Raw genomic sequence first — 14,391 nt, 5'->3', positions numbered from 1 at the left:
CTGAGGAACCATGACCTATCAGCCCGCACCAGCACCCGCCGCTGCACCGTCGCAACGAAGCCGCCGTTGGGTGCACGCGGTCCCGGGCGTCATGATCATTGCGGTCCTGGCGGTCGCGGCCATCGCCGGCATCGCCGCGTTCGTCGAAGCGAACGGCGACTCGGTCACCCGACCGGCCGCGCCGTTCCAAGCGATCTTGGTCGGGGGCATCTGACTGGTCCCTGCCGCTGCCACCGGGATCTTCCTCACCTCACTCGCGTACCTGCTCGTGATTCCCGCCCGGTCGCTCTGGCTGCGGATTCCGCACATCGTCCTGACCGGCGTGGCGGCGGCCCTCACCGTCGCGGCGATCATGTGGTTCCTGCCGGCGCTGGCGCGCACCTAGCCATCGCCGCCGCGAAGGCGGTGCGCGCCCTGACCGCCCCCAGGGGCGTCAGGCGGCTTCGCCCTCCTCGGCCGCCGGCGAGGCGAGCGGGGTGATGTAGGAGAACCCTGTGCCGGTGTTCTTGGTCACCGAGAGCACCAGGTCCATGTGCGGCTCGAGGGCGGTGACCTTGTCCAGCGGTGATCCCACGATCAGCTGGAAGCCCAGGCCCTTCCAGGCCGCGACGGCCCGGCCGGCGAACTCGGAGTCCGACTTCACGAACCCCTCGTCGAGGAAAACCGGGGCGAAGCGGGGCCGGGTGCGGCTCTCGTCGCCGAGCTGGAAGCGCAGGGCCGCACCGACGACGAACGCCACCAGCTCCTGCGACTCGCCACCACTCTTCCCGCCGAGCGAGGAGTACGTGCTGACCTCCACACCGTCAGGGGTGGTGCGCACGGCCGTGATCTCCACGTGCCGGCGCACATCCAGCAGCAGGTCCCGGTCGGAATCGATCGTGCCCGCGTCATCCGGTCGTCGAATGAGGTTCATGAACGCCTGCAGCCGCCTGAACCTGTCCTCGGTCTGCTCGTCGGTGAACTCTTCGGTCGTGCCGGAGGAGAGCAGCTTGAGCTCCTTGCGGAAGGCCGTGGAGTCGTCGCGGTGCAGCCGGCGCAGGGAGATCTGCAGCCGGTCCCGCCCCGCCCCGAACGGCAGGGTGCGCAGGATGTCGTTGATCGGTCGCAACCGGTCCTCGATCTCCTCGATCGAGGTGGTGAACGCGCCGACGAGCGGAACGAGGTCCTGCCCGCTCCACGACGACAACCGGCGTTTCCACTCCTGCCGACGCTCGAACAGGCCGAGGGTGTACACAGCGTCGAGGATGTCGTTGTAACTGGAGTACGACTCCATGCCGACACCGATGTTGGGGTCAGGCCAGCGGCTCTGGAAGGTTTCGAAGATGCCGATCAGGGTGTTCCTGGCGCTGCGCGCGGTCTCGCGGTCTTGGCTGGACTGCTCGATGAGGCGTTCCCGCAGCCGCTTGAGCCCGCTCGCGAAGGTGGCCAGGTCGGTGCTGTCGCCGACGGCGGCGAACTGGGCGTTCAACAGGGCCGAGTGTTCCTCGGTCAGACTCACGCTGTCATCGGCCTGGATGCGCTCGAGGGCGTCGTTCACCGCGTCCTGCCGGTCCACGATCGCGGCGTGTTCGTCCGCGAGCACGGCCCCGGCCCGTTCGGTCTCGTGCTTGTGCTTCTGGGCGGCTTCCAGCTCCGCCGTCAGGCGTGCCTCTTCGTCCTTGAGGCCGCGCAGCACGTCGCTGGTGGCGAGCAGGCGTTCCCGTTCGGCCTCCTTGTCGCCGATCCGGGCCTGGGCGGCCGCAACATCGATGCTGGCCCAGACCGTGTCGATCACGTGCTGGTGCGCATCCTTCTGCCTGCGTAGCGCGATGATCTGTCCGGCCTTGGCGGATGCCCTCTGCGCGAGCGAGTCGGCGGAGGCCCTGAGCGCGGCCAGCTCGTCGTCGATCTCGGCCAGGCGCACTCCGCTGGAGAAGCCGATGATGGAGCGCTGGTCCTTGTTCCACCCGTGCGAGCCGCGCTTGCCGTTGCGGGTCTGCCCGGCCTGGGTGACCCTGGCGCCGTCGCCGGCGAGGTCCTCCGCACCGGCCACGCAGAGCGCGTCGATCGACGGCGACTGGGCGCGATCCTGCACCCAGCGGCTGAACGGCGAGTCCTTGAAGACCAGCTTGCCCGAGACGTAGCGCGGGTCGGGGTGCACCTTCTGGTGCGGGTGCAACGCGACACCCTCGAAGTGGATGCGCACCGGGATGTGCAGCGGGTCGATGGCCTCGCCGAGGGCCCGCAGGCGCGTCTCGTCGACCAGCATCACGCGCACCACCGACGCCAGGGTGACCTCGGCGGCCTGCCGCCAGGCGTCCTCCCCCGGTGCGATGTCGATGAGCTCGGCCACGAAGGGCAGCTCCTCGGCGGGAATGCCCGCGGCCTCGGCGATCATCAGCCTGGCGTTGTGCAGGTGCTGCGGTACCAGGCTGGCCCGGCCCCTGAGGAATCCGTGCTCCTGCTTGAGGGTGCGGATCTTCTCCTCGATCGGGTATGCGGTGCGCTGCAGCGCCACCCGCTCCAGGTCGAGCTCCTGCTCGGTAGCGGCGAAACCGGCGACGAAGGCCTCAGCGGCCAGTTGCGCGGCGGCGAAGCTGTCGGCCGAGTCGATGGCGTCGGCGTCGATGACGGCGGTTCCGTCGGCATCGCGCAGACCGATCCGGTCGTCGAACCTGGCCCGCTCGGCGGCCACGTCGTCACGCTTGGCGGCGAGCACATCGAGCTCGTTCTGCAGGCCGGCGAGCACGTCGCCGCCGTTGTCACGCTGCTGGTGCTGCAGGTCGGCGACCCGGCCCTTCAGCGCGGTTTCGGCATCCCTGGCCGAGGTGAAAGCGGCCTGGTTCTCCCGCCGGTTGATCCGGTTGGTGTCCGCCGCGGCATCGAGCAGGCCGTGCTCGGTGAGCAGCTGCCAGAGCACGAACGGGGTGTCGCCGCCCTGGTGCACACCGAACCGGTCGATCAGGTCGGCCTTGGCGGTGGCGTTCTCGTAGTCACGGTACAGCTCCGGCAGGCGTTCCAGCACCTTGGCCTTCTGCGCCTCGGTGACCATGGCTCCGTAGGAGCGCTCGAGGTCTTCGAAGTGGTCGACGGCCTTGTCGGCCGCGGCGTAGGTGGAGGGTTCCTCGAGCACCATCGACTTGTAGAGGCCGTCCACGGTCTTCACCTGCTGACCGGCCTGGATGCGCGCGAGCAGGCGCAACGCCTTGCCGCCCTCGCCGTTGGCGCCGATGCCGAGCCGGGTGTAGAGCGTCTGCGAGAACGCCGCGTAGGTGTCGAACACGTCGAGGTCGCTGAACCGGTTCTTCAGGGCACGCTTGTCGAAGCGGGCCTCGGTGACGTCGGCGAGTTCGCGCAGGTCGAGCACACCGTCGCGGGTGGCCATCTTCATGGTCACATCGGCGAACTTCGTGGCTCCCCGCGGCACGAAGTACGCCCGCAGCACGGTGAAACGGCGCTGGTTGTCGTCGATGAAGGTCATCGCCACGGCGCCCCAGGTGGCCGAGTCGGCGCCGCGCAGCACCTGGTCGTGCATCGCCCCGGTGTCGGCCTCGCGGGTGGAGTCGGTCTTGCCGCGCAGGTACGTCATCAGGTTGCGCTGGTCGACGCTACGGGCCCGACCGGACCCGGCGTCGTTGGAGGCGCCGTTGAACGGGGTGTCCGAGGGCATCATCAGCGCCAGGTAGGCGTCGAGCAGGCTGGACTTACCGGTACCGGATGCGCCGGAGACCAGGGTGGCTGAGGTGGCGAAGTCGACGCTGTGGTGGCCCTGGAAGCCACCCCAGTTGACCATCTGGAAGGACTCCGCACGCCACTGGGTGGTGCCCTCGGTGGCGCCGTCCATGTGGAAGAGCGGGGAATCGGTCATGAGGCTGCCTCCAGGGCGGGGTCGGCAGGGGCGGTGGGGACGGTGCTGTCGAGAACGGGGCTGTCGAGCGCGGTGCTGTCGAGAACGGCGGTGTCCAGCACGGCCGCGGCGGCGGCATCCGGCTGCTCTGTGCCGTTCTGGTCCACCAGCCACTGCCACAGTTCGGTGAGCCGCTCGATGGGCAACAGCACCTCGATCACGGCGGAGATCCGGAACCGGTCCGGGTCGCTGGTCTTCAGCAACACCCTGGCCTTGGCCAGGCTGTCCACGGCCGCGGTGGCTCGCCGGGCATCGCCGAACCTGTCGGTGGCGTGCTCTGGCCGGAAGTGCGCGACGTTGTCGACGAGGTTGTCCCTGTCGACGATGACGATGTCCACGCCGTTGGCCCGTTCGCTGCGGAAACGCTGCCGCAGCAGCACCAGCAGGATGGTCTCCTCGCGGGTGTACGCCACGTCGTGCAACAGGGTGGGGAACTTCTCCCCGCCCTCGCCGACGGCCTGGCGTTTGAAGGCCACCTCGTAGTGCAGGTCGACGTGCAGGTCGAGGAAGAGGTCGTTCAAGCGCGAGGTCAGCAACCGCTGCGAGGCGAGCAGGGTGCGCCACTCGGCGGGCTGCAACGCCGCGGAGATGTAGCGGTGCTTGAGCAGCAGCACCAGCGTGCGGCGCTGTTCCACGGTGAGGCCGCCCTCGTCGCCCTCGAACAGCGAGAAGCTCTGCGCGGCGTCCTCGGCCGACACCGCGTCGGTCGTCTCGTCCGGCGCCTCGGCGGCCGCCCCGGTCATCGTCTCGTCGGTCGCGTCGTCAGTCATGATCAGGTCCATAGTTCAGGGCGGCCAGGGCCGCGGTGTCAGCGTCGGTCAGGGTGATGCGCGGCACCGTGAAGGTGCGGCAGGAGCCATCCGGCCGCACGGTGTCGAAGGCCTCGGTCGCCGGGGCGCCGGACTCGGCATCGGTGCGACCGGTGCCGTCAACGGCGTCGACCTGGGTGGCGAGTTGCAGGAGCCCGAGGATCTCCACCGGGCGGCGCATGCCCGGCTCCAGCTTGTTGAAGGCGTCACCGACGGATGCGGCGCCCTCGGTACTGAACGCCGTCACGATGGCGTCCCGCAGCTCGCCGAGCAGCGGGCCGCCCTGGGTGCGCATGTCGTCGAGGCTCTGCGGCTCCGGCGCGAACGCCGAGACGTCGTCGAGGGGCGGCGGCGCGATGTGCGCCACGGGGTCGTAGAAGCGTTCGCGCAGGTGGTCGAGCTCGAGGGTGCCCGGCATCAACTCGGCGGTGACGGTGGATCGCGGTCCCGCGGTCTCCATCCAGACGGCGAGTTCCTTGTTGATCTCCCGCAGCAGCCGCTCGAGTTCGCGGTCCTTGACCACGTCGTGGTTGACGATGTGCTCGCGGAGCGTGGTGGTGAGGCCGTTGCGCTGGGTGAGCACGTCATCCACACCTTTGCGGATCAGGCTGACCGTGCTCATGAAGCTGCGCCGTTCCTCGGCACTCAGCTCGAGGGCGAACGGGTGCAACAGGATCGACTCGAGGTCGGTCTTGAGCGTGGCGAGCAGGTCCTCGTCGCGCAGCAGCACGATGGCACCCTCGAACGCGCGCCCTTCGGCGGTCGACGACATCAGCGCATCCGTCTTGGAGAGGTACTCGTCGAGGACCTCGCTGATGGGTCGTTCCTCGCCACGGAAGTCGTTCACGATCTGCCGGTGCATGCCGGCGACCGACTCCTCGACCCGTTTGAAGTCGCTGGGCAGTTGCGTGATGAGGTCGATGAGGTTGTCGTAGCCCTCGTGCATCTGGTTGTTGGTCGCCGCCGCGACCTCACCGCCCGCGGCCAGCCGGTCGCGCTCGGCGGCCAGCGCGGCCATCTCCAGGTCGAGCCGGCGGATGCGTTCGTCGCGGTCCGGGTTCGCCTGGGTGGCGCGGTGGCGCACGGTGGCGACGATCGTGGTGAGCCGGGATTCGCTGATCAGGGCGCGATCACGGGAGAGCCCGTCGACGAGCAGCAGCGCCTCGAGGGCGTGCGAGGTGAGCGAGTACTGCTCCTGGTCGTCATCGCCGGTCTCGCGGTAGAGCCACTGGTCGTTCATCCACTGCACGCAGAGCGCCCGGCCGTTGCGGCCGGGAACGTCGACGCCGGTGGAGCGGAGGTCGGCCAGGTAGGCATCCACCTGGGTGTGCAGCCGGTCGGCCTGCACGCTGCGGCGGTCACGGCTGAACGAGGACTTGAACACGGCGAGCACAAACGGCGCCCACTTGCGGTCGAGCAGCCGCAGGGTCGGTCGGTCGAAGGCATCGCGCACCCGCGCCAATTCACCCGCAATCTCACTCACCACGCACGTTCCCTTCAGGCCCTGATCCGGCTCGCCCAGACGGGCACACCCCAGCAGGCTCGGCCGTAACGGCCTCCTCAACCGTAGTCGCCCGAACCGACCCTCGCGGGCATCCGGCTGGCCCGCGCCCGCCGTCAGTAGCCGTCGTCCCCGTCCCCGGCCGCGGCGTCGGCCTTCAACCGGAGCAACGCCAGGTCCACCAGCAGGAACATCTCGGTGCGTTCGGCCCGGTGAAGCTGGTAATCCGGCTCCGACGGGTCGATCGACAGACGCAACAGCCTGGTACGCATGGCGTCTTGTACCTCGGCGCTGGCCGCGTTTTTCGCCTCCTGCACCAGGCGCACGATCTGGTCGTCATCGTCGGCCACGCCGGTCAGGGCACCGGCGAGCTTCTTGTGCACGCGAGTGCGCTTCTTGAACTGGCGGATGTCCATCTGCTGATCGTCGGAGAGATCCAGCCGCCAGGTCGACGCTTTCAGGTCCTTGCGTTGGCGGGCCACCCGGATCGCGGACTCCCGGTTCTCCTCGGCGAGGGCGAGCAGTTCCCTGCGGGTGGTGGCGGCGAACCTGGCCGGGTCGAAGTCGGCGTGTTCGGCCAGGCCGGAGACAATGATGTCGTTCTTCACGGCCATGCGCACGGAGGAGAGCGCGATGAGCAGCCCCTCGTCCACGATGCGCGCCAGCGGCACCCGGGTGTGCTGCGTCGCATCCGTCACAGGTTCAGTTTACTCAGCCGCACCCTGGCGAGAGGTCAGTTGAGGTCAGTGCGAACGCTCCACACCCACCCCAACTGCCCTCTCAGCGGTGGTGCACCAGCGAGCGGTCAGTTACAGCTGCACCGCTGGGCGGGTGGCACGTCGGCCATGACGCTGGCGACGTGTTCGCCGCAGCCGGCCCAGGTGATCTTGCCGCAGGTGTTGCATCGGACTGCACTACACATGAATGACTCCTTTGAGTGAATTGGTGCGGGTGGGGGCTCAGGCGGGGAGCAGGGCGTCGGCGCGCTCTTGGTCGCTCCGCGCCGCATCCGTGCCGGCGGCCCAGGTGAGGTAGCCGCCGTCGAGGTTGACCGCGTCGCGGCCGAGCTGGGCGAGCAGCCGCACGGCGGTGTGGCCGCGCTGGCCCACCTTGCAGTGCACGATCAGGCGACCATCTGGCAGGTCGGCCTGGCGGGCACGGATGTCGTCGAGCGGGATGTTGACCGAGCCGGGGATCGCGGCCTCGGCGTACTCCCCCGCCGTGCGCACATCCACCAGGGTGGCGCCGGCGGCGCGCTCGGCGTCGAGTTCGTGCCATTGCACCGACGGGGTCAGGCCCTCCGCGGCGTTGAGTGCCACGTAGCCGAGCATGTTCACCGGGTCCTTGGCCGAGGAGAACTGGGGTGCGTAAGCCAGTTCGAGGTCGGCGAGTTCGGATGCGGTGATGCCGCCGGCCATGGCCGTCGCGATCACGTCGATGCGCTTGTCGACCCCGTCGCCGCCCACGCCCTGGGCGCCGAGGATGGCATCGGTGTCGGCGTCGACGACGAGCTTGAGCGCCATCGATTCCGCTCCAGGGTAGTAGCCGGTGTGTGAGGCGGGGTGGGTGTGGAGCACCCGGATGTTGCGGCCCCGGCCGCGCAGCAGCTTTTCGTTCCAGCCGGTGGCGGCGATGGTGAGCCCCATCATGCCCACCACGGCGGTGCCGAGGGCCGGGCGCACCCGGATGGTCTTGCCGGTGATCACGTCGGCGACCAGGCGGCCGTGGCGGTTGGCCAGGCCGGCCAGGGCCACCAGGCGCTGCTCACCGGAGATGGCGTCGGTCTTCTCGACGGCGTCGCCGATGGCGTAGACGTCGGGGGCGCTGGTGCGCAGCTGGTCGTCCACGGCGATGCCGCCGCGCTCACCGATTGTGAGGCCGGCGGCCTTGGCCAGGGCGGTGTCTGGCCGCACACCGATGGCGGCGAGCACGAAGTCGGCCGCGACGACGCTGCCGTCGCTGAGGGTGGCACTGGTCTCACCGATCTCGGCGACCTGGGTACCCAGGCGCACGCTCACGCCGGCGGCCCGCAGCCGCTCGGCGACGGGGCCGGCCATTTCGGGGTCGAGCGGAGGCAGCACCTGGTCGCCGAGTTCCACGAGGGTGACGTCCAGGCCACGGTGCACGAGGTTCTCCACCATTTCGAGGCCGATGAAGCCGGCTCCGATCACGAGGGCGCTCTTCGGCGCCACGGCGAGGGCGGCCATGGCGGCGTCGACGTCGTCGATGTCGCGCAGGGTCAGCATCCGCTCGCCACCGGGCAGCGGCGGCCGCACGGGTGACGCGCCGGGTGAGAGCACAAGGGCGTCGTACGCCTCGGTCGACTCCTGGCCGCTGGCGAGGTCACGCACGGTGACGGTCTTGGCGGCGCTGTCAATGCCGATCACCTCGGTGCGCACGCGTACGTCGAGGGCAAAGCGGCCGGCCAGCGACGCGGGCGTCTGCAGCAGCAGGCTGGAGCGTTCTTCGATGACGCCGCCGAGGTAATAGGGCAGCCCGCAGTTGGCGAACGAGACGTGGCCGCCGCGTTCGAACACGATGATCTGGGCGTTCTCGTCGAGGCGACGCAGACGGGTGGCCGCAGACATTCCGCCCGCGACGCCGCCGATGATGATGTATCGGTTCTTGGTCATGAGTCCATCTTGCTATACCCCAGGGGGTATCTGCAAGTCGAGTGCGGGCGGACCATCACTCTCGTTTCGGCACTTCGCACAGTGTGCGCGCCTCAGCACTGTGCGATGTGCCGAAATGAAACGATTCGGCCCGGACACGAGCGTCCGGCGGCCGCACCCTCGTGGGTGCGACCGCCGGACGGTTGAGCAGCGGCGTCTGTGGCGCCTCCACCTCGGGCTACATCGTGGCGGTGCGCTTCCGACGAAGCACCAGCACGGCCGCACCCGCGATCAGGGCGAGCAGCGCAATGAGCGCGGGCGTGACCACGTTCACACCGGTGCTCGCCAGGCTGCCTGCTGTGCCGACGGTCCCGGTGGCCGCGGTGCCGGTGATCAGGATGTCGTCCCAACCGATCAGCGTGCCGTCCTCGGCGACGACCACGACGCGGTGCGCTCCCGGTGCGGTGTCGGCGGGGATGGCCACCCGCACGGTGCCGGCGGCACTGACCGTGGTGGAGGCCAGCAGCGTGGGCGTGGAGTGCAGCCAGACATGCACCGGTTCGCCGGCGAAGGCGCTGCCGACGGTGACCGTGATGACGCTGCCCACGGTGGCGCCGGCCGGAGCCGAGACCGGTCCGCGGGCGGAGTCGGTCAGGGCGTCGTTCGGCACCGGCGCGGGAGGGGTCGATCCCGGAACGGTGACGGGCGCCGTGGTCGGCGCGGGGGCCGGCACCGGGATCGGCACCGGAATCGGCTCCGTCGTCGGCACCGGGATCGGCTCCGCCGTCGGCACCGGGCTCGGCTCCGTCGTCGGCACCGGGCTCGGCTCAGTCGTCGGCACCGGGCTCGGCTCGGTCGTCGGCACCGGGCTCGGCTCAGTCGTCGGCACCGGGCTCGGCTCCGTCGTCGGCACCGGGGTCGGCTCCGTCGTCGGCACCGGGGTCGGCTCCGTCGTCGGCACCGGGGTCGGCTCGGTCGTCGGCACCGGGCTCGGCTCAGTCGTCGGCACCGGGGTCGGCTCGGTCGTCGGCACCGGGCTCGGCTCAGTCGTCGGTACCGGGGTCGGCTCCGTCGTCGGCACCGGGGTCGGGCCGGGCGTCGGCTCGGGGTCGACCGGGCTGCAGTCGATGCTGCCGGTGCGGATAGCGAAGCCGTCGGTGTTGGAGTCATCGGCCCAGAACACGCTGGTCGTTCCCTCGGAGCAGCTGCCCTGCGGCGCGATGGCGAAGCCCTCATTGTTGAGGTTGGGCATCGAAGCGGGGCGCTCGTAGACGCGGCTCACGGCGAAGCGACCGTCGTTGTCACCGGTCTGCGCCACCTCCAGCACCGCGGAGCGGCCGTCGCAGGTGTCGTCGCAGACAGCCCAGAACCGACCGGTCGCCGCCTCGAATTCGAGGTCCATCACACCGCTGAATCCGCTGGCGATGGTGGCGACTCGGGTGTAGTCCCCCGAGTTCTGGTCGAGGGCGTAGGCGTAGATCGTGCCGTTTGCCTCGAGGCCCACGAAGAATAGGCCGGTACCGTGTCCGGAGTAGTCGGCCGGGTCGTAGGCGGCGTTCGTGGTTTCGTCGAGCATGCCCTCGGCCACCAGGAAGGTGTCCGGCACCCACGCGATCGCCTCGAGTCCGGCGTTGGCGCCCACGACGGGCAGGTCGGCGGTGAGGTTCCACTCCTGGTCGGCGGCGAGCTCGGCGCCCGTGCCGGATGCGTCATAGCGCAGCACCGCGGGCCGGCTCACGCCGCTCACAGCATTGTTGCGCTCGCTGGCGATGAAGATGCCGCCGTCGGCGCCCGCCGAGGTCAGCGCGACGCCCTCGGCGTCCACGTCGCCGGTGCCGTCGGTGTAGTGCAGCACCTTGCCCGTGCCCCAGCCGTCGGTGGTGTCCGGCGCCCAGCCGGCGCCGTCGGCGACGAGCTTGTAGAGCGCGCCGGTGCCGTTCTTAGCGGCCCAGAGCACGTCACCCGCGGTGCCCGCTGCAGCGCTGTCGTCTTCGTAGGCGAGTCCGCTCATGTTGCCGCCGAGCACGCCGGCGGGGTCGACGGTGCGAACCTCCGCCGAGCCGGGCCAGGCCGCGGTGACCAGGTCGCCGGTGCAGCTGTTCGCGGCGCCCTTGGTACTGGCCGTCGTCGCTGCGAAGTCGCCGGTGCCATCGGCACAGCGACCGTAGCTGGTCGTGGCGTGCGCGGTCCACGAGTAGCTGTCGAGCAGGGTGCTTTCGGCGGCGGCGAAGAGGCGGGCGGTGTCGGCGCCACCGAGGCCGAAGCCGCCGTCGACGTCCAGGTCGATCGCGAGGTATCCCCCGGCCGCGATGCTCGTGCCCGTCGCCAGAACGAGGGCGTGGGTGTCGTCGTTGTCCTTCAGGACGAAGCCGGAGACATCCGCGTCGGTCGCACCGTTGTTGACCAGCTCGAGCCAGTCACCGGGCGTGCCGCCGCTCGACTCGATCTCGTTGAGGCGCACGGGCGAACCGCAGTCGTTCGCGGCGCCCTTGGTCGAGGAGGTCATCTGGGTCAGCTCGGTGCCTCCAGGGCAGATGCCCCAGGTCGTGGCCGCGTGGCTGGTCCAGCTCACCGAACTCACCAGTGTGAAGCCGTCCGGGGCGAACAGGCGAGCGGAGTCTGCCGAGCCCAGGCCGAAGCCGAGCATGCCCTCCTCGACCACGAAGTAGCCGCCGGCGGAGATGACGGAGCCGCTGGGCAGCACTGCCGTGTGGGTGTCGTCGTTGTCGCGCACGATCCAGCCGGTGAGATCGACATCGATCGCGCCGGGGTTGAACAGCTCCACCCAGTCGCCCGGCGTGCCGCCGCTGGACTCGGTCTCAGTGATGCTCACCTCCGGCGTGACGGGTACGACGCAGTCGTTGGCCGCTCCCTGGGTCGCCGTGGCCGTGTCGGCGAATTCACCGATACCGTCAGGGCAGCGGCCGTAGGTCGAAGCGGCGTGCGCCGTCCACGCATAGGAGTCGATCAGGGTGACCCCGTCGGTGTCGAACAAGCGGGCGCTGTCCGCTCCGCCGAGGCCGTAGTCCATGGTGGGGGCCTCGACGACGAGGTGACCGCCGGCAGCGATGGTCGAACCGACGGGCAGCACGGCCGCGTGCGTGTCGTCACTGTCCCTGAGCACCAGCCCGGAGACGTCGACGGACGCCGCTCCCAGGTTGACGAGTTCGACCCAGTCGCCGGGGGTGCCGCCGTTGGACTCGATCTCGTTCAGGCGCACGGTGTCGGCGACGGACACGTCGCAGTCGTTCGCCGCACCGCGGGTGGATGCCGTGGTCTCGCGGAACTCCCCGGTGCCGTCCGGGCACCGGCCCCAGCTGGTGCTCGCGTGCGCGGCCCAGGCATAGGAGTCGACCAGGGTGCTGCCGTCGGCCAGGAAGAGCCGGGCGATGTCGGCCTTGCCGAGGCCGAAGTTGGTGGCGCCGTCGCCGTCGACGTCGACAGCGAGGAACGCGCCCGGCTCGATGACGGTGTCGGCGGGCAGGGCGAAGGTGCGCTCGTCCTTGTCATCCTTGACGACCCAGCCCGAGACATCCGCCACGGTGCTGCCGGTGTTGGTCAGTTCGATCCAGTCGCCGGGGGTGCCGCCGTCTGACTCCACCTCGTTGATGCGGACGGAGGGAGCCGGGTCCGACGGGGCCGGTGCCGCCAGGGCCGGGCTGGCGGTGGCGGCGAGTGGAACCGCCAGAGCAAGAGTGAGGATGGCGGCCAGGCTTGGCCGACGCCAGTGAGTGCGCACAGAATGCCCCTTCGAGGCTGTGGGTGACGAGCCTCGGATGGGCCCGGTCCACTGTGGCGATGCCGGGAGAACGTGCGGTGAACAGCGGGCGAACACCTGCGGCAGCACCGGTCGACACCCGGCCCTGACTGGTCCGCTACTGCGGCACCCGCCGGAACGGGATCGACGACGCCAGGATCAGGACGACCAGGAACGAGCCACCGAGCACCGCCACCCAGGCCCCGCGCGGGTCCGTGAGCGCCAGCCGTGCACCTCCGAAGAGTCCGGTCGAGAGCGGAGTCGCCGCTACCGCTGCACCGACGAGAACTCCCACAATGATTCGACCCCACAGCGGTCCCCGGCCGGAGATGGCGTACCCGCCGCCGATGGCGATCAGTGCCACGGCCACGGCCGCTCCGCCGATCCCCGTCGTCACGAACTCCAACGCGGCACCTGGCCGCAGCAAGGGTGCCACCGCGAGCAGGAGCGGCGCCAGGGCCAGCCACCGCCATCCCCGCGCTCCCCCACGGCGCCGCAGCGACTCCGCCCAGCCGAGCAGCCCGCCGGTCACGGCGCCGGGCAGCAGGATGAAACCGAAGGTTCCACTCCACTCGAATCGGGACGACAGCCCCACGAGCTCGGCCATGTAGGCGCGAAACCCGGCCGCCCAGGCCAGACCGCAAATCAGTCCGATCACGATGAGAGACGGCGTGGATGTTCGCTCGTCGGCCATGGTCGCCTCCGTCCGTCCTAGGAGACTGTAAGAGTCCCCGCACCCCACGGCAAGCCCCCACCGGGAGGCCACTCGGCAACGCCCGCGCCCTCGGGGCGCTCCACCCTCAACGAGTTGCCGCACACGGCCCCTTCGGCAGGCCGGACAGGCACTTCTGCGGCATGTCGCGGGGACGCGAGTAGCCGACATGCCGCAAACACCCCCTTCGGCGGCCCGCACGGGCACTTCTGCGGCAACTCGGAGTTGCCACCGCTTCACCACGCGCGGGCTGGCCGTGCCTATGCTGGGATGACCATGCGACTCCTCCTGATCCGCCACGGCCAGACTCCCGCCAATGTGCTCGGGCAGCTCGACACCGCCCACCCAGGGCCCGCACTCACCGACCTCGGTGAACGGCAGGCGGCGGTCATCCCCGACGCCCTTCGGTTTGACTCCGTCGACACGATCTTCGCCTCCACGCTGCGGCGCACGCAGCTGACCGCGGAACCGCTCGCGCTCGATCGCGGCCTCGACATCCGCGTGGCCGACGGCCTGCACGAGATCGAGGCCGGCTCGCTCGAACGCCGCAGCGACCACGTGTCCGTGCGCCGGTACATGGAGACCGTGTTCGCCTGGGGTGCAGGGAACCTCGACGTGCAGATGCCCGGCGGCGCAGACGGCAACGAGTTCTTCGCCCGGTTCGACGCCGATATCGCCGTTGCAGCGGCCAGCGGCCACACCGCGGCGGTGTTCAGCCACGGGGCGGCCATCCGGGTGTGGGCGGCGGCTCGGGCCACGAACGTGCCACCCATGTTCGCCGGTCTGCACGATCTCGACAACACCGGTGTGGTCGAACTGTCCGGCACCCCCGAGGAGGGCTGGACCCTGCTCTCGTGGGCCGGCGTGCCGTTGGGTGGCATGCCCCTGGTCGACACGAACGCTGTCGACCCGACCGGTGAGGCCCTCGACGCCTCCTAGCCGCGCCGACGCGAGCGGCGCCCCGTGCACGACTCGGGTGCACAACTCCTGCTACTTCTCACCCACCGCGGCAGCGGATGCCTGCGGTGACCCGGTGATTCCGGACAGTCCATATGAGATTTGATTGGATTGTTGTTATGGCACATCGAAAGTACGGGCGGTTTACCCCTGAGAT

General features: G+C 69.9%; 10 protein-coding genes. 2 read left to right on the top strand and 8 right to left on the bottom strand.

Going from position 1 to position 14,391, the window contains the following annotated elements:
* Positions 1-10 precede the first annotated feature (10 nt).
* Positions 11-214: a hypothetical protein gene (locus K2F54_RS16145; protein WP_220606885.1), complete on the top strand. Its 204-nt coding sequence runs from the start codon at positions 11-13 to the stop codon at positions 212-214.
* Between the two features lie 219 nt (positions 215-433).
* On the opposite strand, the gene K2F54_RS16140 is transcribed toward K2F54_RS16145, so the two are convergent.
* The 8 genes from K2F54_RS16140 to K2F54_RS16110 all read right to left on the bottom strand — a co-directional run bounded on the left by K2F54_RS16140 (position 434) and on the right by K2F54_RS16110 (position 13,259).
* Positions 434-3,847 (bottom strand): ATP-binding protein, encoded by a 3,414-nt coding sequence (locus K2F54_RS16140; RefSeq protein WP_220606884.1) that lies wholly within the window; start codon positions 3,845-3,847, stop codon positions 434-436.
* The gene (locus K2F54_RS16135) at positions 3,844-4,656 is read right to left on the bottom strand and encodes a DUF4194 domain-containing protein (protein WP_220606883.1); all 813 of its coding nucleotides are present in this window, start codon (positions 4,654-4,656) and stop codon (positions 3,844-3,846) included. The genes K2F54_RS16140 and K2F54_RS16135 overlap by 4 nt, the downstream gene beginning before the upstream one ends.
* Complete coding sequence (locus K2F54_RS16130) at positions 4,649-6,178, bottom strand: DUF3375 domain-containing protein (protein ID WP_220606882.1); 1,530 nt, start codon at positions 6,176-6,178, stop codon at positions 4,649-4,651. The genes K2F54_RS16135 and K2F54_RS16130 overlap by 8 nt, the downstream gene beginning before the upstream one ends.
* A 134-nt stretch (positions 6,179-6,312) precedes the next feature.
* A complete protein-coding gene (locus tag K2F54_RS16125) occupies positions 6,313-6,894 on the bottom strand; it encodes a hypothetical protein (protein WP_220606881.1) in 582 nt (193 codons plus the stop codon).
* A 107-nt stretch (positions 6,895-7,001) separates the two neighbouring features.
* The gene (locus K2F54_RS19765; RefSeq protein ID WP_489667117.1) at positions 7,002-7,118 is read right to left on the bottom strand and encodes a hypothetical protein; all 117 of its coding nucleotides are present in this window, start codon (positions 7,116-7,118) and stop codon (positions 7,002-7,004) included.
* Between the two features lie 37 nt (positions 7,119-7,155).
* On the bottom strand, positions 7,156-8,829 hold the full coding sequence (locus K2F54_RS16120; RefSeq protein ID WP_220606880.1) for an FAD-dependent oxidoreductase: 1,674 nt from the start codon (positions 8,827-8,829) through the stop codon (positions 7,156-7,158).
* 217 nt (positions 8,830-9,046) lie between these two features.
* Positions 9,047-12,547, bottom strand: a complete 3,501-nt coding sequence (locus tag K2F54_RS16115) for a lamin tail domain-containing protein (RefSeq protein ID WP_220606879.1) — start codon at positions 12,545-12,547, stop codon at positions 9,047-9,049.
* A gap of 136 nt (positions 12,548-12,683) precedes the next feature.
* Positions 12,684-13,259: a hypothetical protein gene (locus tag K2F54_RS16110; protein ID WP_220606878.1), complete on the bottom strand. Its 576-nt coding sequence runs from the start codon at positions 13,257-13,259 to the stop codon at positions 12,684-12,686.
* 294 nt (positions 13,260-13,553) lie between these two features.
* Here K2F54_RS16110 and K2F54_RS16105 point away from each other — a divergent pair, with 294 nt between their 5' ends.
* Positions 13,554-14,216, top strand: a complete 663-nt coding sequence (locus K2F54_RS16105; protein WP_220606877.1) for a histidine phosphatase family protein — start codon at positions 13,554-13,556, stop codon at positions 14,214-14,216.
* The last annotated feature ends 175 nt before the right edge of the window (positions 14,217-14,391 follow it).

Source organism: Cryobacterium inferilacus (assembly GCF_019599185.1).
GTDB classification, from domain to species: Bacteria; Actinomycetota; Actinomycetes; order Actinomycetales; family Microbacteriaceae; genus Cryobacterium; species Cryobacterium inferilacus.
Note: the sequence above shows the minus strand (reverse complement) of the source record. Positions and strands in the feature narration are given on the sequence as shown.

Bases quoted from the DNA above. Each gene is read 5' to 3' on its own strand.
- K2F54_RS16145 (WP_220606885.1), top strand. From the start codon at position 11: ATGACCTATCAGCCCGCACCAGCACCCGCCGCTGCACCGTCGCAACGA.
- K2F54_RS16140 (WP_220606884.1), bottom strand. From the start codon at position 3,847: ATGACCGATTCCCCGCTCTTCCACATGGACGGCGCCACCGAGGGCACC.
- K2F54_RS16135 (WP_220606883.1), bottom strand. From the start codon at position 4,656: ATGACTGACGACGCGACCGACGAGACGATGACCGGGGCGGCCGCCGAG.
- K2F54_RS19765 (WP_489667117.1), bottom strand. From the start codon at position 7,118: ATGTGTAGTGCAGTCCGATGCAACACCTGCGGCAAGATCACCTGGGCC.
- K2F54_RS16120 (WP_220606880.1), bottom strand. From the start codon at position 8,829: ATGACCAAGAACCGATACATCATCATCGGCGGCGTCGCGGGCGGAATG.
- K2F54_RS16110 (WP_220606878.1), bottom strand. From the start codon at position 13,259: ATGGCCGACGAGCGAACATCCACGCCGTCTCTCATCGTGATCGGACTG.
- K2F54_RS16105 (WP_220606877.1), top strand. From the start codon at position 13,554: ATGCGACTCCTCCTGATCCGCCACGGCCAGACTCCCGCCAATGTGCTC.